The following is a 22,515-nucleotide window of genomic DNA, read 5'->3' as shown; positions in this document are numbered from 1 at the left end:
TCAACCTGCATACCAGCGTTGGACGTGTTCAGGCAGCCACGGCATTGGATCGATATCCAATGCCCGACAACCGTCGAGGGTGTCCCGCAGCACACCCTCGCCGGGGCCGCCCGGCATCCGCAGGCCTTCCTCTTCCGGAAGCTGCACCGCCGCCCAGTCGTGCAGCCGGTCCATGCGCAAGCGCAGCGCAGCCCGCAGCCATGCCTTCAGCGGGAAACAGCGATAGCCCTGTTCGCCCAACGCATCAACCGCGAGCAACAACGCCTGGTTGGCACCACGTACCCACTCGGTGTGGCCTCCGGCCTTGTCCTGGACCGTCATCGGCGCCGGTGCGCGGTGCGCCTTGAACGGCGAACGCAGCTGCAGCTCCAGATCCCGCGCATCGCGCTCGCTTTCCGCTTCCACCAGTGCACCGGCGTCGAGGTCGAAGAACTCGAACCAGCGCCGGTGCAATGCGCTGATGCGTCCGAGCGGATCACGTGAAAAGCCGATCTTCGCGTAGTCTTCCCACGCACAGGGGAAGACATAGGCAAAGACACGACCGTCGATGCGGATATCCGATTGCATGTGCGCAGGCTGCCTCGTCAACAGCCCGGGCGCAACCGGGCGGTACCGTGTGCACTGCGGCGCTTGGGCAGTGCGGCTTCATGCAGCCGCTGCGGACTATCCTTGCTGGCTGTCGCTGTCACCACCGCCGCCATGCCCTCTGCTGCACCTGCCCCCCCTACCGGCCTCGTCCATCACTCTGGAAGCTGCCACCTTTGCGGTGATTCACCGGTACAACGCGGACATCGCCAGGCAACCGGCTTCGCTGACCAAGCTGATGACCGCCTATGCGGCTTACGAATGTGTGGAAGAGCGCGGGCGTTCGTGGGACGACGAAGTCCCCATCGCCGCCGACGACGTGCATGCGGTCGCCGACGATGAAACGCGCATGGGCCTGGTGCCCGGCGAGACAATCTCCCTGGCGCGCCTGCTGGAAGGGTTGATGGTGGTTTCCGGCAATGACGCTGCATTGGCGATCGCGCGCCACCTGGACGGATCGCAGGCGGCATTCCTGGAACGCATGAACCGGCACGCACGCCAGCTCGGGCTGGGCAGCACCTGTTTTGCCAGCGTGTCGGGCATCACCACACCGCACCATGCCTCCAGCGCGCGCGACATGGCGGTGCTGGCCGCCCGCCTGTTGAACGATCATCCGCAGATCCTGGCGATCACCGCGCAGCGCGCGTTCGCCCATGGCAGCTTCAACCGCAGCAACCAGAACGCCCTGCTCGGCGAAGACGGCGTGGACGGCTTGAAGACCGGCTACACCCAGGCCGCAGGCTTCTGCCTGGCCGCCACCGCGTGCCGGCCAGTACCCGGGCGGGACCAGCCGGTACGGCTGATCACCGTGGTGCTGGGCTCTGCAAGCCGCGACGCGCGCGACGCACTGGTGCGCGACCGGCTGGCCGCGGGATTCGCCGCTCTGGCCGGCGGCTGACCGCTCGTGCGGCTCAGCGCCGCTTGACCGTCGCCACGATCAGCCGCTGCAGCTCGGCCACGGCACCGGCCTTGTCCAACGCGCCGGCAACAACACCCTCTGAAAGGGCTTCAGCCGCACCGAGGATGGCCCAGCGCCCCGCCAGCGACACCGTGCCGCCGGTTGCGAACGGGCCCAGCCAGACCTGGCAGTTGTCGATGAAATCCTGCTGGTAGCGCCGTCGCACCTCATACAGTTCCGGCGCCCCCACCAGCGCGGCGAGGATGCCTTGCACTTCGCTGCCCTGGCTGAGGACGCAGTCGATGTAGCCGGAGGCGATGGCCGCCGCCCGATCGACCAGTTGCGCCCGGGCGCGGCCGATGCGCTCGTGGAAGACCACGGTCTGGCGTCCGTCATAGTCATCGTAGAGCGCCGCCAGCAAGCCATTGCGGGTCACGAAGTGATCGTAGGCCACAGGCTTGGTCACGCCCGCCGCCTCGGCCAGCCGCCCCAGCGTCAACGCTCCGGTACCTTCTCCGCGAACCAGTGCCCAGGCCACATCCAGCAACTGGCGGGTGCGTTGCTCCCGGGTCATTCGGCGGCGCGTGGGGGTGGCGTTGGCGGGCATCGGCGGAGCACGGCGATCAGCGCATCGGAACACCGATTTTACGGCCGATCGCCAGCGCGGTCTGCAGATGCGCTTCAGCGGCACCGGTATCGGCGTCCAACAGCAGGTCGGACGACAGCACGCGTGCGCCGCAATAGTCGAAGATGCCCATGTCGATCTGCGTCCTCATTGCCGCGTCGTAGCCACGACGTTCGACCATGGCTGCGTCGGCGCCGCCCAGCGCCACCAGATGCACATTCAGGCGCTGCAGCTTCTTCACCAGCCTGCCCTGCGCGTCCTGCGCGTAGGCCCAGTCGTTGGTGAACACACGGTCGATCCAGCCTTTCAGCAGCGCCGGGAACGACCACCAGTACAACGGGAACACCAGCACCAGCGTATCGGTGGCATCCAGCCTCGCGTGCTCGGCAGCGACATCGGCGGGTACCGCGCCTGTGCTGCGGAACAACGCCTGGTCCTGCGGGTTGAAGCGCGGATCGAAGCCTTCGGCCATCAGGTCGGCATAGGCCACGGTGTTGCCGGTGTCGGCCGCGGCAATGGCATCACCGATGCGACGCGCCATCGCGTGGGTCAGTGAACCGGGCTCAGGGTGGGCGATGACAATGAGGCTGTGCATGGGGATCTCCAGACATCAATACCTACCAATGGTAAGTATCGATTCCGGGGAAACCAGCGCCACCGATGGGACGCTGTTTTCGCGTCCAACGTATAGTGCGGCGGTTCCCGCTGAGCTGCCCGACGATGCACCGGTATCTGCTTGCCCTTCTGCTGGCCCTGCCGATGGCAATGGACGTTACGCCCGCGCTGGCCGGTGAACTCAGTCCGGAAGACTCGGCCGCATTGCGCAAGGAGGTGCAGGCGATGATGGGCGCCTTCGCCCGTGGCGATACCGAGCTGATCATCGCGCGTACCCATCCCAGCCTGAAGCAGCTGGCCGGTGGCGACGAGGCCTATGCGCGGGCGACCCGCGACACGGTGAAGGCGCTGCGCAAGGCCGGCGTCACCATCATCAGCGACGAGGCAGGCGTGCCGGGCCGCACCTATGCGGCCGGTGACGAGGAAGTCTGCTTCGTACCGCGCCAGTCACTGCTGCGCGTGCGCGAAGCGCCGATGCGCAGCACGTCATTCATGGTTGCTGTGCGACGCGTCGGTACAACGCAATGGCGCTATCTGGACGGCGCGGCGATGCTGGACAACCCGGCACTGCTGCGGCAACTGCTGCCGGCACTGGAGCCGGGCGTGACGCTGCCCAGGGGTGGGATGGAAGCGCTGTAGTCGCAGGCGCGCGTCCATCCACGCCCGGGCTGGATCCATTGCAGGCCTGGGTGTGTGTCAGCGGAACAGCGCGTTCAACGCCGCGCCCGAAGCCGCCTGCTGCAGGCCATCGAAGCGTCCGTCCTGCACGATCGGCTGGGTCGCCTGCATCAACCCACCCCACGCAGCTCGCGCCAGCGCACCGCCCAGGCTGACCCGTCGCACGCCGAGTGCGGCGATGTCCTGCAGTCTCAGCGGTGTCGGTCCACCCACCAGCAGGTTCACCGGCTTCGCCCCCGCAGCGGCGACCACCGCGCTGATCTGTTCGCGCGTGCTGATGCCCGGTGCATACAGCACATCGGCGCCGGCCTCGGCATAGGCGCGCAGGCGCTGCAGGGTGTCCTCCAGATCCGGTACGCCAACGAAGAAATTCTCGGCCCGCGCGACCAGCAGCACATCGCCCCCCGCGCGGTCGATGGCCGCACGTGCTGCACACAGTCGCTCGACCGCCTGCCCGATCGGCCGCAGCGGCGCATCGGCCACGCCGCTGGCGTCCTCGATCGACAGCGCCGCGATACCGGTGTCGATGGCCGCCGCCACCGCCTCGCCCACTGCCTGTGGCGTGGCGCCGAAGCCATCACCGAAATCGGCGTTCAACGGCAGCGGTGTCGCGGCCGCCATCAGCCGCAGATGTTCCAGTGTGGCCTGCAGCGAAACCGCCCCATCCGGCCGCCCTTCACTCCAGGCGCAGCCGGCACTGGTCGTGGCCAGTGCCTGGAAGCCCTGCCGCTGCAGGTAGCGGGCGCTGCCCACGTCCCACGGATTGGGCAGCACGAAGCAACCCTGCGCGTGCAGCTTGCGGAAAAACGCGCGCTTTTGCTGTGTGTCGGCATCGGGCGAGATCATGGAAGGTCTCCGGGGCGGCAGACCTGCACCCTAGCCCGCCCAGCGGCCACGCTCAACGACAACGGGGCGCACCTGCATGAGGTGATGCCCCCTGCTTATTGGACGCTGTGGATGCGGGTGCCCGAGCGTGCTTGCCTGCCCACACGATGCCGCCACGGAGCCCTTCATGCACCCGGACCCGCAGACCCTCACCGATGACACCCACTGGGCCGACCTGCTCTCGCCCGCACGCCGACGCCTGATCGCTTCGGCGGGTCTGGCCGCTGGCGGCCTGGCCAGTGCCTCGACCGCCGCCGCAGCACCGCGCGGCAACGACGCGGTGAACACCACCGAGCCTGGCCGCCCCGGCTTCCGCGCCATCGTGCCGCCAGCACCGGAAGGGCGCAGCCCCTGGGGCCAGGCCACGGCCAGCGAGCCTACCCCGCGCCCGGCCAGCGTGCGTCCCGGCGAGGCCACGCTTCCCACGCGCCCGCGCGCCTACACCGACATCAAGAGCTACCACGCTCACATCTACTTCGATGAGGACAGCTTCGAAAAGGCCGCGCTGCTACGGCGCTGGGCCGCCGAGCGATTCCCGGTGGAGCTGGGCAACTGGAACCTTGAGCCGCGTGGGCCGCATGTCACGCCCTCGTTCTATTTCGGCTTTACCAACGACCTGCTCCCCGTGCTGGTGCCCTGGCTGCAGCTCAACAGCCTGGGCCTGACCATCCTGATCCATCCCAACACCGGCGACGGTCGCGCCGATCATCTGCATTACGCGTTGTGGGTGAACCGCGCGCAGCCGGTGAACGCGTACAACTGGCCGGCACCGAAGCCTGGGGAACGGGAGCCGCTGGAAGAGGTGTTCCCGAACGTGGTGCCGACGGTGCCGCTGGAGACCTGACCCGCCCTTCCGGTGGGTGCGTGGCTTGCTGCATATGGAACTTCCTTCATCCACGCATGGCGTGGATCTACTGACCGCCGGCCCCGTCGCCCGCGCTTGGCGCGGATCCCCCGGCGTGGCCCTTGCCGCCATCGTCGGCCTACGTGCATCCATCCACCGCCCGCACGGCATTCAGCGCGCCTTGATCCGCCGCCCCGCATAGGGCCGCAAGCGCTTCCGCAGATTTCAAACGTTCGATTGAAACACTGCAAACTTCGCCGAACTGGACAGCATCCGCCGGTTCCGCCAGACTGCCGCCCTTTCCCGTCTTCCGGATCCCATGGCGAAGCTGCTGGTCCTGCACGGCCCCAACCTCAACCTGCTCGGCACCCGCGAGCCGGAGGTCTACGGCCACACCACGCTGGCCGACATCGACCAGGCCCTGGTTGCCCAGGCCTCGGCCGCCGGGCACGCCGTAGAGAGCCTGCAGTCCAACGCCGAGCATGTACTGGTGGACCGCGTGCAGGCCGCACGCAACGACGGCACTGCCTTCATCCTTATCAACCCCGCCGCGTTCACCCACACCTCAGTGGCCTTGCGCGATGCGCTGGCGGCGGTGGCGGTGCCGTTCATCGAAATCCACCTGTCCAACCCGCATACCCGCGAACCGTTCCGCCAGCACAGCTACTTCAGCGACAAGGCGATGGGCGTGGTGTGCGGCTTCGGTGCCGACAGCTACCGCTACGCGATGGACGCGGCGCTGCTGCGGGTATCCGCCACCTGATTGTCGACCCGGGCGCCCACGGCGCTCTCCTCACCTAGAAGAAACCAAAGAGGCCCTCATGGATCTGCGCAAAATCAAGAAGCTGATCGACCTGCTGGAAGAGTCGAACCTGGCTGAGATCGAAATCAAGGAAGGCGAAGAGTCGGTGCGCCTGTCGCGCGCGCCGGTGGCCGGCTACGCCGCCCCGGTCGCCGCCCCGGTGTATGCCGCTCCGGCCGCTCCGGCGGCGCAGGCGATGCCGATGCAGTCGCCGACCGAAGCCTCCACCGGCGGCACCGCCAAGCCGGGCCCGGCACTGCCGGAAGGCCACGTGCTGCGCTCGCCGATGGTCGGCACCTTCTACGCCTCGTCCGCCCCGGACAAGCCGGCCTTCGTCACCGTTGGCCAGCAGGTCAAGGAAGGCGAGACCCTGGCCATCATCGAAGCGATGAAGATGTTCAACCCGATCGAAGCCGACACGTCCGGCACCATCGTCGCCATCCTCGGCGAGAACGGCCAGCCGGTCGAATTCGACCAGCCGCTGTTCGTGATCGGCTGAGGGGCACGCCATGCTCGACAAAGTCGTCATCGCCAACCGAGGGGAGATCGCGCTGCGCATCCTGCGCGCGTGCCACACCCTCGGCATTCGCACGGTGGCCGTGCACTCCACGGTCGACCGCAACCTCAAGCACGTGGCCATGGCCGACGAGTCGGTCTGCATCGGTCCGGCGCCGTCGCCGCAGAGCTACCTCAACATCCCGGCCCTGATCGCCGCCGCTGAAGTCACCGACGCCCAGGCCATTCACCCGGGCTACGGCTTCCTTTCGGAGAACGCCGACTTCGCCGAACGCGTGGAGGAGTCCGGCTTCATCTTCATCGGCCCCAAGGCCGACACCATCCGCATGATGGGTGACAAGGTCGAGGCCATCCGCGCGATGAAGGCCGCCGGCGTGCCGTGCGTGCCCGGTTCGGGCGGCCCGCTGGGTGATGACATCGTCGCCAACACCAAGATCGCCCGCGAGATCGGTTACCCGGTCATCATCAAGGCGGCCGGCGGTGGCGGTGGTCGCGGCATGCGCGTGGTGCACGCCGAAGCCTCGCTGAAGACCTCGATCGAAACCACCAAGAGCGAGGCCAAGGCCGCGTTCGGCAATGGCGAGGTCTACATGGAGAAGTTCCTGGAGAATCCGCGCCACGTGGAAATCCAGGTGCTGGCCGACGGCCAGGGCAACGCCATCCACCTGGGCGAGCGTGACTGCTCGATGCAGCGCCGCCACCAGAAGGTGGTGGAAGAAGCGCCGGCACCGGGCATCACCGCCGAGCAGCGCGAGCAGATCGGCAAGGTGTGCGTGGAAGCCTGCATCCGCATTGGTTATCGCGGCGCCGGCACCTTCGAGTTCCTGTACGAGGACGGCCGCTTCTACTTCATCGAGATGAACACCCGCATCCAGGTGGAGCATCCGGTCACCGAAATGGTCACCGGCATCGACCTGGTGGCCGAGCAGCTGAAGATCGCCGCCGGCCAGAAGCTGTCGATCAAGCAGAGTGACGTGGTGCTGACCGGCCATGCCATCGAATGCCGTATCAACGCCGAGGATGCAGAAACCTTCGTGCCGAGCCCGGGCACCATCACCGGCTTCCATCCGCCGGGCGGTCCCGGCGTGCGCGTGGACACCCACATCTACAGTGGCTACCGCGTGCCGTCGAACTACGACTCGATGATCGGCAAGCTGATCGTGCACGGCCCGGACCGCGAAACCGCCATTGCCCGCATGCGCGTGGCACTGAGCGAAATGGTGGTCGATGGCATCAAGACCAACGTCGCGCTGCAGCAGCGGATCATGCGCGACAAGGGCTTCCAGGCCGGTGGCCAGAACATCCACTACCTGGAAAAGCGTCTTGCCGAGCGCAAGAACAAGCCGATCGCACTGACCTGATCGGCGCCGCGTGCTGGACATGAAAAGGGCGGGGATATCCCCGCCCTTTTCCATTGCTGCAGCGCCGAGCCCATGCCCGGTGCTACAGCAGGCGCATCAGCGCTTGTCGGCAGCTTCGGCCGGGATCTGCGAGTTCGCCAGCGGACGCACGCCGTTGGGCGAGGTCGGGTCGACGATCACCATGGTCTCGGTCGAACCATCCGGCCACACCACCTGGAAGGTGCTGCCCGCCGGCAGCGACGCAAACGGCATGCCGCTCTGCGCCCGATAGACCGCAGCCACCTGGCTGGCACCGGCACGGCGCACGTCTTCCTGCGCCTTCACAGTAGTCAGTTCCACCTTCGACAGATGCCGGTAGCGATCTTCATAGGTATCGATCATCAACAGGCCAACGGCGCCGGCCGAGTAGGCCACGAACAGGGCCACCCAGAACCAGAACTTGGCCCCGTGCAGGAATCGGCGGTAGTTCATTGCTCGTTCCTCTTTCCAACCAATCGCTTGATCCATTCCTTCATCTTCCCAGCGCCCTGCCGCGATACCGCAGCGTCATACACGAAATCCCGGAAATCCTGCGTACCATCCTGCGAACAGATCCCTCCGTTCGCACAAAAACTGTTGACCAGCACACTGTCTGCCCCACACGGTAGACCGAGTTCGCAGGCCGCGAGCCGCCATGCGAGTTCACTCAGCTGCTCGCCCGCCACCAGCCCGCTGAGCGCGCGGTCACCCGAGGCACGCACGCCCATCCCCGGTGCGATGGCCATGAAGGCCTCCGGGTCACGCGAGGTGCGCACCCGTTCAACCAGGTCACGGCGGTACTCGGGGCTGTCCTGCAGCGGTTCGCCCTCGGCGAACAGCGCAGCCTCGGCAGCCAGGTTGCCCTGTGCAGCCGCCTTGCGCCGTTCGGACAGCACCAGGGCCGTGCCCAGCTTGTCGCCCGGCACGAACCCGCCGCAACGCTGCGCGACGCGTTCGCGCGCCTGCACCATCGCCGGTGCGGCAGTCAGGCCCAATCCGGCCAGCACGTTGTTGTCCAGGCGGTAGCCACCCGGATCGACCGCATACTGCGCGCAATAGTCGTAGACACGGCTGAGCATCCAGCGCGCCTCGTGATTGCCTTCGTCCGCCTGCGCACGCAACCGCTGTGCATAGGCGTAGAGGTCGGTGGCCTCTTCGAGATCAGCGCGGATATCCAGGGGCAGCCCGGACGGCAATGCACCGCCACGCTCGAAGGGTGCCAGCCGGCGCGCGAGCGCCTCCGGCATCACCGGCAGCGGTGCCGCACTGTCAGTGGCCGCCCCTCCAGCCGCCAGATCCGCCGAGTCTACCGAAGAAGCCGGAGCATGGCCGCTGGCCCGATAACCGGCCACGCCCAGCACGGCCACGGCCGGCAGCACGAGCAACCAGGTTTTCAGGGTAGGAGCGAAGGCCATCGGCGGCGGCGGGCGATACGGCACACAGGAAAGCACGAAGTTTAGCAAGGCCCGACGGGCCTGTCTGAACGGGCTTCGTTCATCCAGGCACAGCATCTCAGGCAATACGGAGACGCTCCGATGGTCTAGCATGGCCCCCTTTCCCGCGATTGCCCCCACCACCATGCCGTTCCTGGAACTGACCCTGCGCTGCACCGAAGCCACCCAGCCCCGCTATGAAAATGCGCTGGAGGACGTGGGTGCACTGGCCGTGACCCTGCTCGATGCCGAGGCCGATACCAGCAACGAACAGGCCATTCTCGAACCAGGCGTGGGCGAGACCCCGCTGTGGGACACCCTGGTGCTGAGCGCGCTGTTCCCCGCCGACAGCAACGCGCTGTTGCTGCTGGCCGCACTGGAATCCTTCGATCCAGAACTGGACTGGAGCAGCGGCAGCTTCCGCGCGGTCGAGGATGAAGACTGGGAACGCGCCTGGCTGGACCAGTTCCAGCCGATGGATTTCGGCAGCCGTACCTGGATCGTGCCGTGGAATCACGAACTGCCCGACGCCGCACAGGCCGCCGACGCCGCCGTGGTACGGCTGGACCCGGGCCTGGCGTTCGGTTCGGGTACCCACCCGACCACCGCACTGTGCCTGCGCTGGCTGGACCAGTTGGCCGTGGATGGCCTGCTGCAGGGCCAGCGCGTGCTCGACTTCGGTTGCGGCTCGGGCATCCTTGCACTGGCCGCGCTGAAGCTGGGCGCCGCTGAAGCCATCGGCGTGGACAACGATCCGCAGGCGCTGGTCGCCACCGCCGACAATGCCGAGCGCAACGGCGAACAGGCCCGCATGCACGTGTACCTGCCGCAGGACGAACCGGCCGCGACCTATCCGATCGTGGTCGCCAACATCCTCGCCTCGGCGCTGGATGCGCTGGCCGAACTGCTGGCCGCACGCGTCGCCGCCGGCGGCCGCATCGCCCTGTCCGGCATCCTGCATGGCCAGGAAGGCGAACTGCTGCAGCGCTACGCGGCCTGGTTCGATGATCTGCAGGCCACCCAGGACGGCGACTGGATGCGCATCACTGGCGTGCGCCGCGCCTGATCGTGGTTGAATGACCGCTGGATCCGAGCCCGCGCCCTGAGCATGTCCGAGCCGAACCCACCCCGCCGCCCCCTGGCCACCTTCCTGCGCAAGACCCCGGAAGGTGAGGTTGCGCCTGCGTCCGATCCGCGCATGCAGGATCAAACCGGGCAGACAACGCCTGTGGAGCAGGTGCAGGCCGAGCCCAGCAATCTGGCGCAACCACCGGCCACACAAATGCGACACGACGATGACGCTGTCATCGTTGCTGAAGCTGCAGCCATCGAACCGGCGCTGGCCGCGGTGCAGGCAACAGCGGTCGCCAGCGATGCCCCCAGCTTCCTCGGCAGCGCACGCCAGCGCACGCAGCCAGCCCCCCGCTGGCACTGGCTGCTGGTCGCCGGGCTGGCGTTGTTGCTGGTCCTGCAGAGTGTGCTGGCCGACCGTGCGCGGCTGGCTGCCGACGCCGGCAACCGCGCATGGCTGGGTGCACTGTGTGGCGTGCTGCGCTGCAGCCTGCCCGCCTGGCACGAGCCCGCTGCGTTCACCATGACCAGCCGCGAGATCCGCCCCTTGCCAGGCCAGGCCGGCGTGCTGCAAGTGCAGGCCAGCATCCGCAATGATGCGCGCTGGGCACAGGCGTGGCCGGACCTGCGGCTGTCATTGTCCGATGCCGATGGCCGGGTGATCGGCAGCGGCGTGTTCACGCCCGCGCAATACCTGGGTGAGAACCCCGGCGCAGCCCTGCTGGAACCGGGCCAGAGCGCGCGCGTCGCGTTCCGGGTACAGGAGCCCGCTGCGTCCACCGTCGCATTCACCTTCGACTTTCTCTGACCGGGGGCAGGCGACCAGCCGTGGCAGGCCGGGCACGCTCGCGCTAGACTGGCCGCCACCACCTCGTCCGGCCGCGCGCTCCGCGCGCACGGGCCAACCGAATCGGGAACCCCCTTGAACGCTGTCCTTTCTCGTCCTGACAACAGTCGTGGCGCTCCCCGGCCACCGCTGCGTGAACACGTCGCCCAGTCCGTGCGCCGCTACCTGCGTGACCTTGATGGCTGCGATGCGGACGATGTCTACGAGATCGTGCTGCGCGAGATGGAGATCCCGCTGTTCGTGGAAGTGCTCAACCACTGCGAAGGCAATCAGAGCCGCGCCGCGGCGATGCTGGGCATCCACCGTGCCACCCTGCGCAAGAAGCTGAAGGAATACGGCATCAGCGCGTAAGCGCGCGCCTGGGTGGCGCCAGCCGCTGGCGGGCAACCCAATGATGCACGATGGCACGATGTTGCAGTTGCCGGCCAGCGGCCGGCACTACCGGTAGATCCACGCCATGCGTGGATGGAAGCCGGCAGAATCAACCGCCGCCGCCCGCCTTCCAGTAATACCGCACCACGTGGAAGAACACCGGCGCGGCAAAGCACACCGAATCCAGCCGGTCGAGCATGCCACCATGGCCCTCGATCATGTGGCCCCAGTCCTTGATGCCACGGTCGCGCTTGATCGCCGACATCACCAGGCCGCCCCAGAACCCCATCAGGTTGATCAGCAGCGACAGGCCGAACGCCTGCAGCGGCGTGAACGGGGTGATCCACCACAGCGCTGCGCCCAGCGCGCTGGCACTCAGCACGCCACCGACGAAGCCCTCCACCGTCTTCGATGGCGACAGCTTCGGCGCAATCAGATGCTTGCCCAGCAGCTTGCCCCAGATGTACTGCAGCACGTCCGAGGACTGCACCACGATCACCAGGAAAGCGAACAGCAATACGTTGCGCGCCGGATCGTAGCCCGGCACGTGCAGGTTCAGCAGCAGCGGCACGTGCGAGATGCAGAACACGCAGATCATCAGGCCCCACTGCACCTTCGCGGTCCGCTCCAGGTAGTGCGTGGTGTCACCGCCGATGGTCGACAGGATCGGCAGGAACAGGAACGCATAGACCGGAATCAGCAGCGTGTACATGCCGTACCAGTCGATCCACACCAGGTAGTACTGCCACGGCAGGACGATGTAGAACGCGGCCAGCAGCGCGTAGTAGTCGCCCGAGCGGGTCGGCGCCAGCGTGATGAACTCGCGCAACGCAAACAGCGAGATGATCGCGAACAGCACGATCACCCCGGCACGTCCGAAGAACAGCGCCAGCCCGACCACGATCGCCATCACCCACCAGGCGCGGATGCGTGACACCAGGTTGGCGATGACTGCACTGGGCTGGCCGCGCTGGCGCCAGCGCAGGGTCTCGGCCACCAGCGTGGCCAGCACCAGCACCGCCCCCACACCGGCAAACAGCAGGCCGGTCTGCTGGCCGACAGTCTGCGTTGCCAGATCGCCAGATACATCCAGCACGAAACTCATGCACGACCTCCATTCGGCGCCAGGTCCAGCAGCGCCTGTCGGCTGCGGGCCAGGAAGGCGGCCTTGTCCTCGTCAGCCTGCAGCCGCAGCGGCGTACCGAAGGTGGCCGTGCACAGCAGCGGCAGCGGCAGGAACCGGCCCTTGGGCATCACCCGCTTCAGGTTGTCGATCCACACCGGCACGAACTCCAGTTCCGGTCGTTGCCGTGCCAGGTGGTAGATGCCGCTCTTGAACGGCAGCAGCGGCTCATCGCCCACATTGCGCGTGCCTTCCGGAAACAGGATCAGCGAGCAGTCTTCGTCCACGGCCTCGCGCAGTACCTGCAGCGGATCCTGCTGACGATGCCCGGCCTCGCGCTCGACCAGCACACCGTTGAACACCGCGTCGATCAGGTAGCGACGCAGGCCGTCGCGCTGCCAATATTCGGCCGCGGCCACCGGGCGCACCTGCCGTCGCAATGCCGGTGGCATCGACGACCAGATCAGCACGAAGTCACCATGGCTGGCATGGTTGCCGTAGTACACGCGACGCTCGCTGGACGGCGCACAGCCGATCCACAGCGCGCGGGCGCCGGTCACCACATGGATCGCGCCACTGCAGGCGCGGGCAATCAGTTCGGCAAGCATCGGTCCCTCCCGTTCACGTCTGCGGCCACAACACGGCCACCACCAGCAGTACGAACTGCACTGCGGTCAGCAGGTACTGGCGCAGCAGCAGGCGGCGCATGCCGGCCCAACGCGCATCCCAGCCGCGCAGTTGTGCAGCGGGCGAGGCACGGCGTAGGCCACTGTCGTGCAGCAGCTGATCGGTGCGGCGCGCGGCGGCTTCGTCGTGCAGGCCCTCATCGCGCAGCAGCTGCAGCAGATCGGCATCCAGCCCCACACGCCACGCGTGGTAGGCCTGTGCGATGCCCGCGGCAACACTGAGCAGCAACAGCCCGGCAGCGATCATCGCCAGCCCCGTCTCGATGCCGAGCAGCAGCAACGCCACCAGCAACAGGCCCAGCGACAGGCATGCCGGCCAACGCCCCTGCCGCAGCAGCAGCTGCATGGTCGCCAGATCGGGAACGGTGCTCATGCGCGCGCTCCTGCTGCAGCGGTGATGGCATGCAGATGCGCCGCGCCCAGCACGATGCCGGGGCGTGCCACACGCACGATCGCGACCGCAGCGTCAGCATCGGCCGCACGACCGCTGCGCAGCAGCCAGGTGGCCACGCTGGCCGCACTGCGCGAATAGCCCAGCGCACAGCACACCAGCAACGGTCCGTGCGCATGGAGCCGCTCGATGGCCTCGACTGCCTCGCGCAGCTGCTCCGGCGTGGGCACTACCAGGTCCAGCATCGGCACACTGGCGTACGCCGCGCCTGGCGCGCGGCAGGACAGCTCGGCACAGGCATCCACCACGCCCGACAGTGGCGGCGGCAACGCGCCGTCGGGAATGCGCCCCAGCCACACGCCGTCCATCACCGGCACCGGCTGCGGCACACGCCGCGTCCATAGCCGCGAATTGATCCAGGCTGCACCCAGGTACGGCGCCAGCAGCCAGCGCGCGGCCACGGTCAGGCGACCATCGGCGCGTTTCTGGAACACCGCCGTACCCAGCCCGGCATAGGCCAGCGCCACCAGCAGCAGCGACACCACCGGCCACAGCAGCCAAAGCGCCGTGCCCCCCAGCACCACCACCGGCACCAGCAGCACCCCCGCGCCCAGCAGGTAGAACGAGGCCAGACGCCAGCGCTTTGGATCACGCGCCGTGCGCCAGGCCCGCAGTGGCGGCGTGCCCTGCTCGGGCCACAGCCAGACGCACAGCCAGCCGGCCAGCAGGCCGGTCGGGATATCGATGAAATGGTGCTGGAACGTGGTCAGCACCGAGACGCCGATCAGCAGCGCCCACACATGCAGCACCCAACGCCACACGCCGTGCAGATACTGCGCGAACTTCACCCACAGCACGATCAGCAGCACGATGTGCAGCGATGGCGCCTGGTTGAACGGCTTGTCGAAGCCCAGCAACACATCGAACAGCCAACCGAACACGCCACCGATCTCCGGCCGCTCGAAACTGAAGCGCAGCGGCCACAGCAGGAAGCAGGTGACCGCGATCAGCTGTGCACTGAACAGCCGCAGCGCATGCCGGTCCAGTTCCAGACGTTGCCGGCACAGGAAGAACGAGACCGCGTAGAACAGGTCGATCGACCAGTACGGCACGATCGTCCACGGCACGAAAGGAATGCGCGTCTCCCAGGCGAACGCCATCACCGGCAGTTCGGGATGGCGACCAGCCATCCAGTTGGCGAAGCCGTAGCTGGCGAAGAAGAACGGACCCAGCAGAGCCAGCCACAGCAGGGCGCGCCGCCAGGGGCGCCCTTCCGCGGCCAGTGGGGTTGCGGCCAGCGTCGCCATCACGCGGTCCGGCGCGCCAGCGACACGGTGAAGATGCCGAAGTCATCGATGCGCTGCGCCACCTTCTCGAACCCGGCCAGGCGCACCAGCTCATCCATCTCCTGCTGGGTACGGCGGCGCATCACCCACGCGGCGCCGCCTCGATGGCTGGTCAGCGCCCGGGCGATGAATTCCAGCTGCGGGTGCCAGGGCTGGCCGGTGTAGGCCAGGTAGCCGCCCACCGGTACGGTTGCGGCGATGCCCTGCAGCGAGCGCAGCACGGCGTCGTTGTCGGGGAATAGTTCGTACAGGCCCGATACCACCGCCAGCGTAGGCGCCGGGTCCACCGCCGCCAGTTGCGCTGGATCGAACGCATCGCCCTGCTCGAAGCGTGCGATGTCGGCCGCACCGAGGCGCTCGATCAAGGCCTGGCCCTGGGTCACGTTCAGATCGCTGAAATCACGCAACACGATGCGGTCGGCGCGCTGTTCGACCTGGCCCAGCGCTTCCAGCACATAGCGGCCATGGCCGGCGGCCACGTCCAGCACGCGCACCGGCGTGCCCTGCCCGCGCAGGCGCTGGGCAGCATCGCGCAGCAGTTCCTGCAGGTGCTGGCCACGGATGCGGATGCCGCGCCAGCCGATTGCGTCCAGGTAATTGCGGTCGACCATGCGGCCCAGCGGGCCCTTGCCGCGCGCTTCGTTGCGATAGATGTAGTCGAGCGTGCTGCCGGAATCGAAACCGGTCTGCAGGCCCAGCGCAATGCCTTCGGACAGCGTGCCACCGAAGCGCAGGCCGCCGCGCACCACGCGCCAGCGCAGGTCGGCCAGGCTGTTGCGTTCGGGTGGCCACGCCAGGATCTCTGATTCCTCGAAGGTCGGTCCATGACGGTGCGCGTCACGCCGCGGCAGTTCGCGCAGCGGCTCGGCAAAACGCGCCTGGATGAAGCTGCGGATGCGCGCCAGTGCTGGTGCCCGATCGCGCTCGCCCAGCGTGTCGTGGAAGAAGCCCGGCAGATGCACCCGCTCCTTGATCGGGCTGGACAGGCGTTCATAGAAGCGATCCTGCGGGCCACGGTGCACCACGAAGTCCGAACCGGACACCAGCAGCTGCACCGGCACGCTGATGGCCTGCGCATCGGCGACGATGCGGTCAGCCGCTTCGTAAAGGCCCAGCAGCACGCGCACCGAGATCGGCCGGGTGATCAGCGGATCGGTACGGTAGCTTTCCACCCGCGCCGGATCATGGGTCAGCCACTGCGGCTTGACATAGCTGTTGACGAAGAAGTTGCCGCGCAGCTTCTGCATCAAGGCCAGGCCCGGGCGCGCGAACGGCACGTACAGCTTCACCTTGAACGCCGGCGAAGCCATCACCAGCGCACGCAGGCGCGGCGCGTAATCGTGCACCCAGGTCGCGGCGACCACCGCGCCCACGCTCTGCGCGATCACCACGATATTTTCCACCGCGATGCCGTGCTCGGCACCGATATGGGCAATGAAGCTATCGAGGTCGCGCACCAGCGCCGGGAAGCCCGGTGCATCGCCACGTGCGCCCGGCGAACGGCCATTGCCGCGCGCATCCCAGGCGAAGAAGGCGGTGTCGGGCAGGTCCAGCTCATCGACCAGGTGGGTGACCCGGCCGGAGTGCTCGTGGCCGCGGTGCAGCAGCACGATGGCCTTGGTGGCCGGGGTTGCGGTGGTGCCCGCCCAGTACCGGTAGAACAGCGGTACCTGGTCGAAGCTGTGGAATTCCCGTTCCTGCGCCTGACGCATGCAATCTCCTGATTGTCTTTTTGTATCTGCTTGATTAATTCGGCGAAACCGCCGCTTCCCGCAGTCCGCGACGGACGCGGTTGATCATCGTCAGCACGCACAACACTGCCATGGCTGCAGCCACGCCGCTGGCCGTCAGTGCACTGCCCCAGCCGAAGGCCAGCAGCAAGCCCAGCGCACCGATCACGAAGGCGCGGTCGCTCTTGCCCATCGGGCCGTCATAGCGGCGGCTGGCACCGACCATCAGCCCCAGCACGCCGGCGTACTCGCTCAGCGCCGCCGTCCAGGCCAGCAGCCACAGCGCCTCCGGGCGCACGCCGGGTACGCTGAGCAGGCTCAGGTACAGCGCCGCATCGGCGATCACATCGCACAATTCGTTCAGATAGGCGCCCAGCCGCGATTGCTGGCCGAATTCGCGCGCCAGCATGCCGTCCACCGCGTTGAGCGCCATGCGCAGCAGCATCCACAACGGCAGCAGCAGGTACAGCAGAGGCTGGGCAGGCGCGCAGCACCACACGGCCGCGGCCACCAGCAGCGAGACCAAGGCAGCGGCCACGGTCACCGTATTGGCAGTGATCCCCATGCGGAACAGACCGCGTACGGCCGGACGCAACAGGTCCTGGAAACGTCCTTTCAATGCGTAGATCGACATGATCCGTACCCGCTGATCCTTGGCAGTGCGGGGCACAGCCTACCCCATCGTTGGCAGATTCCAACAACCCTGCTCCGGTCCGCAGCCCAGCCCCCGGATCGGGCCGGATCGATGTGCCCGACCCGCCTTTACGTCAACTGCCACGGCAAATCTGCCCCTGCGGCGCCCGCCACCGGCCCCCACCGCCTACAATATCGGCCCCGCTCCGCTGCCGATTCCGTCCCATGACTGCTGATCTGTTGCCCGTCCGCCGGGCCCTCCTCTCCGTTTCCGACAAGACCGGTCTGGTCGAGCTGGCCACTGCGCTGGCGGCACGCGGCGTGGAGCTGCTGTCCACCGGCGGCACCGCCAAGGCGATCCGCGAGGCGGGCCTGGCCGTGAAGGACGTGGCCGAGGTCACCGGTTTCCCGGAAATGATGGACGGTCGGGTCAAGACCCTGCACCCGATGGTGCACGGCGGCCTGCTGGGCCGCTCCGGCCTGGATGACGCGGTGATGGCCGAGCACGGCATCGGCGCCATCGACCTGCTGGTGCTGAACCTGTACCCATTCGAATCGGTCACCGCCAAGGCCGACTGCACCCTGGCCGACGCGGTCGAGAACATCGACATCGGCGGCCCGGCCATGCTGCGTTCGGCGGCCAAGAACTTCGCCCGCGTGGCAGTGGCCACCGACCCGTCGCAGTACCCCGAGCTGCTGGCCTCGCTGGCGGCCAACGACGGCCAGCTGACGGCTGCAACCCGCTTCGCGTTCTCGGTGGCCGCGTTCAACCGCGTCGCCCAGTACGATGCGGCGATCAGCAACTACCTGTCGGCGGTCACCGCCACCGACGCCGCCGTGCCGGTGCGTGCCGAGTACCCGGCACAGATGAACTCGACCTTCGTGAAGGTGATGGACCTGCGCTACGGCGAAAACCCGCACCAGAGCGGCGCGTTCTACCGCGACCTGTACCCGGTGCCGGGCACGCTGGCCACGTTCCAGCAGCTGCAGGGAAAGGAACTGAGCTACAACAACCTGGCCGATGCTGACGCGGCGTGGGAATGCGTGCGCCAGTTCGATGCGCCGGCCTGCGTCATCGTCAAGCACGCCAACCCGTGCGGCGTGGCCGTCGGTGCCGGCAACGGCGATGCCTACGAGCTGGCCTACGCCACCGACCCGACCAGCGCCTTCGGCGGCATCATCGCCTTCAACACGCCGCTGGACGCCGCCACCGCCAAGGTGATCCTGGACCGCCAGTTCGTGGAAGTGCTGATTGCCCCGGACTACGAGCCGGCCGCGCTGGAGTACGCGCAGAAGAAGGCCAACGTGCGCGTGCTGCGCATCCCGCATGGCGATGGCCTGAACAACTTCGACAGCAAGCGCGTCGGCTCGGGCCTGCTGCTGCAGTCGTCGGACAACCGCGGCATGACCCGCGACGAGCTGAAGGTGGTCAGCAAGCTGGCGCCGACCGACAAGCAGTTCACCGACCTGCTGTTCGCCTGGAAGGTAGCCAAGTTCGTCAAGTCCAACGCGATCGTCTATGCCAAGGACAACCGCACCATCGGTGTCGGTGCCGGGCAGATGAGCCGCGTGTACTCGGCCCGCATCGCCGGCATCAAGGCCGCCGATGCGAACCTGGTGGTGGAAGGTTCGGTGATGGCCTCCGATGCGTTCTTCCCGTTCCGCGATGGCATTGATGCCGCCGCTGCCGCCGGCATCAAGGCGGTCATCCAGCCGGGCGGTTCGATGCGCGATGCCGAAGTGATCGCCGCCGCCGACGAACATGGCCTGGCCATGGTGTTCACCGGCGTGCGCCACTTCCGCCACTGATCCGCATCACCAAGCCGGGCCCTGCCCGGCTTTTCTTTTCCGCACCCGAGAACCCTGTCCCATGAAGATCCTCGTCATCGGCTCTGGCGGCCGCGAACACGCCCTGGCATGGAAGCTGGCCCAGTCCTCCCGTGTCACCGAAGTGATCGTGGCGCCCGGCAACGCCGGTACCGCCAGCGAAGACAAGTGCCGCAACGTGGCGGTGAAGGTGACCGATATCGACAGCCTGCTGGCGCTGGCCCAGGCCGAAGGCGTGGCGTTGACCGTGGTCGGCCCGGAAGTACCGCTGGTGGCCGGCGTGGTCGACCGCTTCCGCGCCGCCGGCCTGCGCATCTTCGGGCCGACCGCCGCCGCCGCGCAGCTGGAAGGCAGCAAGGCCTACGCCAAGGACTTCCTGGCCCGCCACAACATCCCCACCGCGTTCTATGCCGTGCACACCGACGTGGACGCTGCCCTGGCCTACATCCGCGAGAAGGGTGCGCCGATCGTGGTCAAGGCCGATGGCCTCGCCGCCGGCAAGGGCGTGATCGTCGCAATGACGTTGGCCGAGGCCGAAGACGCGGTGCGTGACATGCTCTCCGGCAACGCGTTCGGCGATGCCGGCGCCCGCGTGGTGATCGAGGAATTCCTCGATGGCGAGGAAGCCAGCTTCATTTCGATGGTGGACGGCGTGCATGCGCTGCCGATGGCCACCTCGCAGGACCACAAGCGCGTCGGCGACGGCGACACCGGCCCCAACACGGGTGGCATGGGCGCGTACTCGCCGGCGCCGGTAGTGACGCCGGAGGTGCATGCACGCGTGATGCGCGAAGTGGTGAACCCGACCGTGCAGGGCATGATCGCCGACGGCATCCCGTTCACCGGTTTCCTCTACGCCGGCCTGATGATCGATGCCAGCGGCGCGCCGAAGGTAATTGAATTCAACGTGCGCTTCGGCGATCCGGAAACCCAGCCGGTGATGCTGCGCCTGCAGTCGGATCTGGTGGACCTGGTGGAAGCGGCGATTGATGGCCGCCTGGACCAGATCGAGGCACAGTGGGATGCGCGCCCGTCGCTGGGCGTGGTGCTGGCGGCGAAGCCCTACCCGGAAGCGCCGATCACCGGTGACGTGATTTCCGGCCTGGACGACGTGCCGGCCACTGCCAAGGTGTTCCATGCCGGTACCGCATTGGATGCGCAGGGCCAGGTGGTCAGCGCCGGCGGCCGCGTGCTGTGCGTGACCGCACTGGGCGACAGCGTGCGCGACGCGCAGGCCAATGCCTATGCCGGCGTGGCCAAGGTGACCTGGGCCAACGAATTCCACCGCAACGACATTGGTTGGCGCGCGATCGCACGCGAGGGGTGAGGCTCCCCCGCTCCCATGCATGGCGCGGATTGAATACCACGGTAAAGCAAAGGCCCGGCATTGCCGGGCCTTTGCTTTACAGGACTGCTTCGAGACCCTTCCGATCAATCAGGTTAAGCAATTTCAGTGACGGTCCGCTGGGTTTCTTTTCGCCCTGCTCCCAGCTGCGTACGGTCGAAACGCTGGTATTGAGAACCCCCGCAAAGACCGGCTGACTGAGCTGCAGTGACGTACGCAGGGCACGGATCTGGGCACTGCTGTACTCAGGGACCGGCTCAAGGCAAAGTGCTTCGTAGCTGCTCAACCGACGTTTATCGATGAAGCCATGCGCGTGCAGACTCACAGCAGCATCATGCACCGCTTCAAGAAGCGCACTTTTCGCGCGCCGTCGCTCAGGGGTCTTCGTCATGGCCGATCTCCTGTAGATCCCCGTACTCCACGGCGCGATTCAGCTGCGCCGTACTCATTCTCAGGAACTCCGATGCGTACAACTGCAGCGCATCCCGTTCCGCATTCGTGATCGCAGAACGTTCATTCTTCTCGTAGCCGAAAAGGAAGAACCAATGCCCGCCTCGCTGTGTGGCGACGATGATTCGAACGCTCCCACGCTTTCCTCGCCCCGGCAACGGAACGCGCTTCTTGAAGATTCCGCCGCCAAGATCAGCATCCACCAGACCCGCTTCCATTTCACGTACCGACCGGTACAGCGCAGCGTCAGACAGGGTGGTCCTACGCATACTGCGATTGAAACTTCGTGTGCGGAAGACGCGTGGCATGATCATACCGTGCCACTGGGTGGTACGGCGTGAACATCAGCATCCAGCACATGACCCGGTCGGCACAATCACCGCTCTGGCGTCAGAGTAGAGCCACGCCATGCGTGGCTAAGGCCCACAAACGAAAAAGGCCCGGCAGTGCCGGGCCTTTTCATTGCTTCAACGCCATCCCGCCTTACGCGGTGAACAGCGCCTTCATCTTCTTCAGCGCGTTCGCCTCGACCTGACGGATGCGCTCGGCGGACACGCCGTACTCGTCGGCCAGCTCCTGCAGCGTCACCTTGCTGTCGGCATCCAGCCAGCGACGACGGATGATGTCGCGCGAACGCGCATCCAGTTCGGCCAGGCCTTCGCGCAGCAGCTGCATCTGGTTGTCTTCGTTGTCCTCGCGCTCGTAAGCCATCGACGGGTCTTCGTCATCGGCAACCAGGAACGCAGCCGGCGACGGCGGTGCGTGTTCGTTGTCCTCGTCGGACGGCGCATCGAAACCGATATCGCGGCCGGACAGGCGCGACTCCATTTCCATGACCTCGCGCTCGGACACGTTCAGATCCTTGGCCACCGCGCTGACTTCCGCCGCGTTCATCCAGCCCAGGCGCGTCTTCGACTTGCGCAGGTTGAAGAACAGCTTGCGCTGCGCCTTGGTGGTGGCGACCTTCACGATGCGCCAGTTCTTCAGGATGAACTCGTGCATTTCGGCACGGATCCAGTGCACGGCGAAGGAGACCAGGCGCACGCCCATGTCCGGGTCGAAGCGCTTGACCGCCTTCATCAGGCCGATGTTGCCTTCCTGGATCAGGTCGCCCAGGGCGAGGCCGTAGCCGTTGTAGCCGCGGGCCACGTGCACCACGAAGCGCAGGTGCGAATGCACCAGCTCGCGGGCGGCGTCCAGATCGTTGCCGTCGCGGAAGCGACGGGCCAGGTCCTGTTCGTCATCGACCGACAGCACCGGAATCTGGTGCACGGCACCGATGTAGGCGTCCAGCGAACCGAGCGCACTGGGAATCGGGAGATTGTTTGCCACAAGGGCAGTAGAGGTGTTCTGGCTCATAGGCACCCATCTTAGCAGTCCGGGATTTGGACTGCTAAAGGAGGAAAAAGTTCCAGCATCCTATTGATGCAACAC

26 protein-coding genes are annotated in these 22,515 nt (G+C 67.0%); 11 read left to right on the top strand and 15 right to left on the bottom strand.

Going from position 1 to position 22,515, the window contains the following annotated elements; all coding sequences use genetic code 11:
- On the bottom strand, positions 1 to 567 hold the full coding sequence (locus tag ACTXG9_RS12020) for a GIY-YIG nuclease family protein (protein WP_111097633.1): 567 nt from the start codon (positions 565 to 567) through the stop codon (positions 1 to 3).
- Positions 568 to 766: 199 nt separating this feature from the next.
- Between ACTXG9_RS12020 and ACTXG9_RS12015 the strand changes: the two genes are divergently transcribed.
- On the top strand, positions 767 to 1,483 hold the full coding sequence (locus ACTXG9_RS12015) for a D-alanyl-D-alanine carboxypeptidase family protein (protein ID WP_258391425.1): 717 nt from the start codon (positions 767 to 769) through the stop codon (positions 1,481 to 1,483).
- A 13-nt stretch (positions 1,484 to 1,496) separates the two neighbouring features.
- On the opposite strand, the gene ACTXG9_RS12010 is transcribed toward ACTXG9_RS12015, so the two are convergent.
- Positions 1,497 to 2,090, bottom strand: a complete 594-nt coding sequence (locus tag ACTXG9_RS12010; protein ID WP_021203264.1) for a TetR/AcrR family transcriptional regulator — start codon at positions 2,088 to 2,090, stop codon at positions 1,497 to 1,499.
- 16 nt (positions 2,091 to 2,106) lie between these two features.
- Entirely contained in the window at positions 2,107 to 2,703 is a 597-nt protein-coding gene (locus tag ACTXG9_RS12005) for an NAD(P)H-dependent oxidoreductase (protein ID WP_019660820.1), read from the bottom strand.
- Positions 2,704 to 2,828: 125 nt separating this feature from the next.
- Between ACTXG9_RS12005 and ACTXG9_RS12000 the strand changes: the two genes are divergently transcribed.
- Complete coding sequence (locus tag ACTXG9_RS12000; RefSeq protein ID WP_049407907.1) at positions 2,829 to 3,362, top strand: hypothetical protein; 534 nt, start codon at positions 2,829 to 2,831, stop codon at positions 3,360 to 3,362.
- A gap of 57 nt (positions 3,363 to 3,419) precedes the next feature.
- On the opposite strand, the gene ACTXG9_RS11995 is transcribed toward ACTXG9_RS12000, so the two are convergent.
- Complete coding sequence (locus tag ACTXG9_RS11995) at positions 3,420 to 4,247, bottom strand: isocitrate lyase/PEP mutase family protein (protein WP_456115643.1); 828 nt, start codon at positions 4,245 to 4,247, stop codon at positions 3,420 to 3,422.
- 166 nt (positions 4,248 to 4,413) lie between these two features.
- Between ACTXG9_RS11995 and ACTXG9_RS11990 the strand changes: the two genes are divergently transcribed.
- From ACTXG9_RS11990 to accC, 4 genes are all read left to right on the top strand, one after another.
- Positions 4,414 to 5,130, top strand: a complete 717-nt coding sequence (locus ACTXG9_RS11990; protein ID WP_111102227.1) for a DOPA 4,5-dioxygenase family protein — start codon at positions 4,414 to 4,416, stop codon at positions 5,128 to 5,130.
- A gap of 319 nt (positions 5,131 to 5,449) precedes the next feature.
- Positions 5,450 to 5,893 carry a type II 3-dehydroquinate dehydratase gene (gene aroQ, locus ACTXG9_RS11985; protein WP_019660823.1) on the top strand — a complete coding sequence of 148 codons (444 nt, stop codon included), beginning with the start codon at positions 5,450 to 5,452 and terminating at the stop codon, positions 5,891 to 5,893.
- 58 nt (positions 5,894 to 5,951) lie between these two features.
- Positions 5,952 to 6,431 carry an acetyl-CoA carboxylase biotin carboxyl carrier protein gene (gene accB / locus ACTXG9_RS11980; RefSeq protein ID WP_019660824.1) on the top strand — a complete coding sequence of 160 codons (480 nt, stop codon included), beginning with the start codon at positions 5,952 to 5,954 and terminating at the stop codon, positions 6,429 to 6,431.
- A 10-nt stretch (positions 6,432 to 6,441) separates the two neighbouring features.
- On the top strand, positions 6,442 to 7,809 hold the full coding sequence (accC, locus tag ACTXG9_RS11975; protein WP_021203259.1) for an acetyl-CoA carboxylase biotin carboxylase subunit: 1,368 nt from the start codon (positions 6,442 to 6,444) through the stop codon (positions 7,807 to 7,809).
- Positions 7,810 to 7,905: 96 nt separating this feature from the next.
- Here the strand turns inward: accC and ACTXG9_RS11970 are convergent, their stop codons facing one another.
- The gene (locus tag ACTXG9_RS11970; protein WP_010481078.1) at positions 7,906 to 8,280 is read right to left on the bottom strand and encodes a hypothetical protein; all 375 of its coding nucleotides are present in this window, start codon (positions 8,278 to 8,280) and stop codon (positions 7,906 to 7,908) included.
- Positions 8,277 to 9,242 carry a hypothetical protein gene (locus ACTXG9_RS11965; RefSeq protein ID WP_456115651.1) on the bottom strand — a complete coding sequence of 322 codons (966 nt, stop codon included), beginning with the start codon at positions 9,240 to 9,242 and terminating at the stop codon, positions 8,277 to 8,279. The genes ACTXG9_RS11970 and ACTXG9_RS11965 overlap by 4 nt, the downstream gene beginning before the upstream one ends.
- Before the next feature lie 163 nt (positions 9,243 to 9,405).
- Here ACTXG9_RS11965 and prmA point away from each other — a divergent pair, with 163 nt between their 5' ends.
- The 3 genes from prmA (at position 9,406) to fis (ending at position 11,529) form a co-directional block, all read left to right on the top strand.
- Positions 9,406 to 10,326 (top strand): 50S ribosomal protein L11 methyltransferase, encoded by a 921-nt coding sequence (gene prmA, locus ACTXG9_RS11960; protein ID WP_026347109.1) that lies wholly within the window; start codon positions 9,406 to 9,408, stop codon positions 10,324 to 10,326.
- A gap of 42 nt (positions 10,327 to 10,368) precedes the next feature.
- Positions 10,369 to 11,139 (top strand): DUF3426 domain-containing protein, encoded by a 771-nt coding sequence (locus ACTXG9_RS11955; protein WP_021203257.1) that lies wholly within the window; start codon positions 10,369 to 10,371, stop codon positions 11,137 to 11,139.
- Between the two features lie 114 nt (positions 11,140 to 11,253).
- Entirely contained in the window at positions 11,254 to 11,529 is a 276-nt protein-coding gene (gene fis, locus ACTXG9_RS11950; protein WP_005419706.1) for a DNA-binding transcriptional regulator Fis, read from the top strand.
- Between the two features lie 130 nt (positions 11,530 to 11,659).
- Here fis and ACTXG9_RS11945 read toward each other — a convergent pair whose 3' ends face one another.
- The 6 genes from ACTXG9_RS11945 to ACTXG9_RS11920 are packed head-to-tail and all read right to left on the bottom strand — an operon-like array spanning position 11,660 to position 17,460.
- Positions 11,660 to 12,655 carry a phosphatidate cytidylyltransferase gene (locus ACTXG9_RS11945; RefSeq protein WP_111102225.1) on the bottom strand — a complete coding sequence of 332 codons (996 nt, stop codon included), beginning with the start codon at positions 12,653 to 12,655 and terminating at the stop codon, positions 11,660 to 11,662.
- Complete coding sequence (locus tag ACTXG9_RS11940) at positions 12,652 to 13,281, bottom strand: lysophospholipid acyltransferase family protein (protein WP_021203255.1); 630 nt, start codon at positions 13,279 to 13,281, stop codon at positions 12,652 to 12,654. Before ACTXG9_RS11940 ends, ACTXG9_RS11945 begins: the two co-directional genes overlap by 4 nt.
- Before the next feature lie 13 nt (positions 13,282 to 13,294).
- Positions 13,295 to 13,732 (bottom strand): hypothetical protein, encoded by a 438-nt coding sequence (locus ACTXG9_RS11935; protein WP_021203254.1) that lies wholly within the window; start codon positions 13,730 to 13,732, stop codon positions 13,295 to 13,297.
- Positions 13,729 to 15,057 carry a phosphatase PAP2/dual specificity phosphatase family protein gene (locus ACTXG9_RS11930; protein WP_111102224.1) on the bottom strand — a complete coding sequence of 443 codons (1,329 nt, stop codon included), beginning with the start codon at positions 15,055 to 15,057 and terminating at the stop codon, positions 13,729 to 13,731. Before ACTXG9_RS11930 ends, ACTXG9_RS11935 begins: the two co-directional genes overlap by 4 nt.
- Positions 15,057 to 16,808, bottom strand: a complete 1,752-nt coding sequence (locus tag ACTXG9_RS11925) for a bifunctional alpha/beta hydrolase/class I SAM-dependent methyltransferase (RefSeq protein WP_456115642.1) — start codon at positions 16,806 to 16,808, stop codon at positions 15,057 to 15,059. Before ACTXG9_RS11925 ends, ACTXG9_RS11930 begins: the two co-directional genes overlap by 1 nt.
- 34 nt (positions 16,809 to 16,842) lie before the next feature.
- The gene (locus ACTXG9_RS11920; RefSeq protein ID WP_111098614.1) at positions 16,843 to 17,460 is read right to left on the bottom strand and encodes a CDP-alcohol phosphatidyltransferase family protein; all 618 of its coding nucleotides are present in this window, start codon (positions 17,458 to 17,460) and stop codon (positions 16,843 to 16,845) included.
- Between the two features lie 224 nt (positions 17,461 to 17,684).
- Between ACTXG9_RS11920 and purH the strand changes: the two genes are divergently transcribed.
- On the top strand, positions 17,685 to 19,268 hold the full coding sequence (purH, locus tag ACTXG9_RS11915; RefSeq protein WP_021203250.1) for a bifunctional phosphoribosylaminoimidazolecarboxamide formyltransferase/IMP cyclohydrolase: 1,584 nt from the start codon (positions 17,685 to 17,687) through the stop codon (positions 19,266 to 19,268).
- A 61-nt stretch (positions 19,269 to 19,329) separates the two neighbouring features.
- On the top strand, positions 19,330 to 20,613 hold the full coding sequence (gene purD / locus ACTXG9_RS11910) for a phosphoribosylamine--glycine ligase (RefSeq protein WP_456115641.1): 1,284 nt from the start codon (positions 19,330 to 19,332) through the stop codon (positions 20,611 to 20,613).
- A gap of 76 nt (positions 20,614 to 20,689) precedes the next feature.
- Here purD and ACTXG9_RS11905 read toward each other — a convergent pair whose 3' ends face one another.
- The 3 genes from ACTXG9_RS11905 to rpoH all read right to left on the bottom strand — a co-directional run bounded on the left by ACTXG9_RS11905 (position 20,690) and on the right by rpoH (position 22,440).
- Entirely contained in the window at positions 20,690 to 21,022 is a 333-nt protein-coding gene (locus tag ACTXG9_RS11905; RefSeq protein WP_019338970.1) for a helix-turn-helix domain-containing protein, read from the bottom strand.
- A complete protein-coding gene (locus ACTXG9_RS11900) occupies positions 21,006 to 21,389 on the bottom strand; it encodes a type II toxin-antitoxin system RelE/ParE family toxin (protein WP_111098618.1) in 384 nt (127 codons plus the stop codon). Before ACTXG9_RS11900 ends, ACTXG9_RS11905 begins: the two co-directional genes overlap by 17 nt.
- A 175-nt stretch (positions 21,390 to 21,564) precedes the next feature.
- Complete coding sequence (rpoH, locus tag ACTXG9_RS11895) at positions 21,565 to 22,440, bottom strand: RNA polymerase sigma factor RpoH (RefSeq protein WP_099559904.1); 876 nt, start codon at positions 22,438 to 22,440, stop codon at positions 21,565 to 21,567.
- Positions 22,441 to 22,515 lie beyond the last annotated feature (75 nt).

The sequence above is a fragment of the Stenotrophomonas maltophilia group sp. LNF247 genome (assembly GCF_054083135.1).
This window is presented reverse-complemented; position numbering and strand designations above follow the sequence as displayed.

Excerpts from the sequence above, each read along its gene's own strand:
- ACTXG9_RS12020 (WP_111097633.1), bottom strand. The coding sequence starts at position 567 with ATGCAATCGGATATCCGCATCGACGGTCGTGTCTTTGCCTATGTCTTC.
- ACTXG9_RS12010 (WP_021203264.1), bottom strand. The coding sequence starts at position 2,090 with ATGCCCGCCAACGCCACCCCCACGCGCCGCCGAATGACCCGGGAGCAA.
- ACTXG9_RS12005 (WP_019660820.1), bottom strand. The coding sequence starts at position 2,703 with ATGCACAGCCTCATTGTCATCGCCCACCCTGAGCCCGGTTCACTGACC.
- ACTXG9_RS12000 (WP_049407907.1), top strand. The coding sequence starts at position 2,829 with ATGCACCGGTATCTGCTTGCCCTTCTGCTGGCCCTGCCGATGGCAATG.
- ACTXG9_RS11995 (WP_456115643.1), bottom strand. The coding sequence starts at position 4,247 with ATGATCTCGCCCGATGCCGACACACAGCAAAAGCGCGCGTTTTTCCGC.
- ACTXG9_RS11990 (WP_111102227.1), top strand. The coding sequence starts at position 4,414 with ATGCACCCGGACCCGCAGACCCTCACCGATGACACCCACTGGGCCGAC.
- aroQ (WP_019660823.1), top strand. The coding sequence starts at position 5,450 with ATGGCGAAGCTGCTGGTCCTGCACGGCCCCAACCTCAACCTGCTCGGC.
- accB (WP_019660824.1), top strand. The coding sequence starts at position 5,952 with ATGGATCTGCGCAAAATCAAGAAGCTGATCGACCTGCTGGAAGAGTCG.
- accC (WP_021203259.1), top strand. The coding sequence starts at position 6,442 with ATGCTCGACAAAGTCGTCATCGCCAACCGAGGGGAGATCGCGCTGCGC.
- ACTXG9_RS11970 (WP_010481078.1), bottom strand. The coding sequence starts at position 8,280 with ATGAACTACCGCCGATTCCTGCACGGGGCCAAGTTCTGGTTCTGGGTG.
- ACTXG9_RS11965 (WP_456115651.1), bottom strand. The coding sequence starts at position 9,242 with ATGGCCTTCGCTCCTACCCTGAAAACCTGGTTGCTCGTGCTGCCGGCC.
- prmA (WP_026347109.1), top strand. The coding sequence starts at position 9,406 with ATGCCGTTCCTGGAACTGACCCTGCGCTGCACCGAAGCCACCCAGCCC.
- ACTXG9_RS11955 (WP_021203257.1), top strand. The coding sequence starts at position 10,369 with ATGTCCGAGCCGAACCCACCCCGCCGCCCCCTGGCCACCTTCCTGCGC.
- ACTXG9_RS11945 (WP_111102225.1), bottom strand. The coding sequence starts at position 12,655 with ATGAGTTTCGTGCTGGATGTATCTGGCGATCTGGCAACGCAGACTGTC.
- ACTXG9_RS11940 (WP_021203255.1), bottom strand. The coding sequence starts at position 13,281 with ATGCTTGCCGAACTGATTGCCCGCGCCTGCAGTGGCGCGATCCATGTG.
- ACTXG9_RS11935 (WP_021203254.1), bottom strand. The coding sequence starts at position 13,732 with ATGAGCACCGTTCCCGATCTGGCGACCATGCAGCTGCTGCTGCGGCAG.
- ACTXG9_RS11930 (WP_111102224.1), bottom strand. The coding sequence starts at position 15,057 with ATGGCGACGCTGGCCGCAACCCCACTGGCCGCGGAAGGGCGCCCCTGG.
- ACTXG9_RS11925 (WP_456115642.1), bottom strand. The coding sequence starts at position 16,808 with ATGCGTCAGGCGCAGGAACGGGAATTCCACAGCTTCGACCAGGTACCG.
- ACTXG9_RS11920 (WP_111098614.1), bottom strand. The coding sequence starts at position 17,460 with ATGTCGATCTACGCATTGAAAGGACGTTTCCAGGACCTGTTGCGTCCG.
- purH (WP_021203250.1), top strand. The coding sequence starts at position 17,685 with ATGACTGCTGATCTGTTGCCCGTCCGCCGGGCCCTCCTCTCCGTTTCC.
- purD (WP_456115641.1), top strand. The coding sequence starts at position 19,330 with ATGAAGATCCTCGTCATCGGCTCTGGCGGCCGCGAACACGCCCTGGCA.
- ACTXG9_RS11905 (WP_019338970.1), bottom strand. The coding sequence starts at position 21,022 with ATGACGAAGACCCCTGAGCGACGGCGCGCGAAAAGTGCGCTTCTTGAA.
- ACTXG9_RS11900 (WP_111098618.1), bottom strand. The coding sequence starts at position 21,389 with ATGCCACGCGTCTTCCGCACACGAAGTTTCAATCGCAGTATGCGTAGG.
- rpoH (WP_099559904.1), bottom strand. The coding sequence starts at position 22,440 with ATGAGCCAGAACACCTCTACTGCCCTTGTGGCAAACAATCTCCCGATT.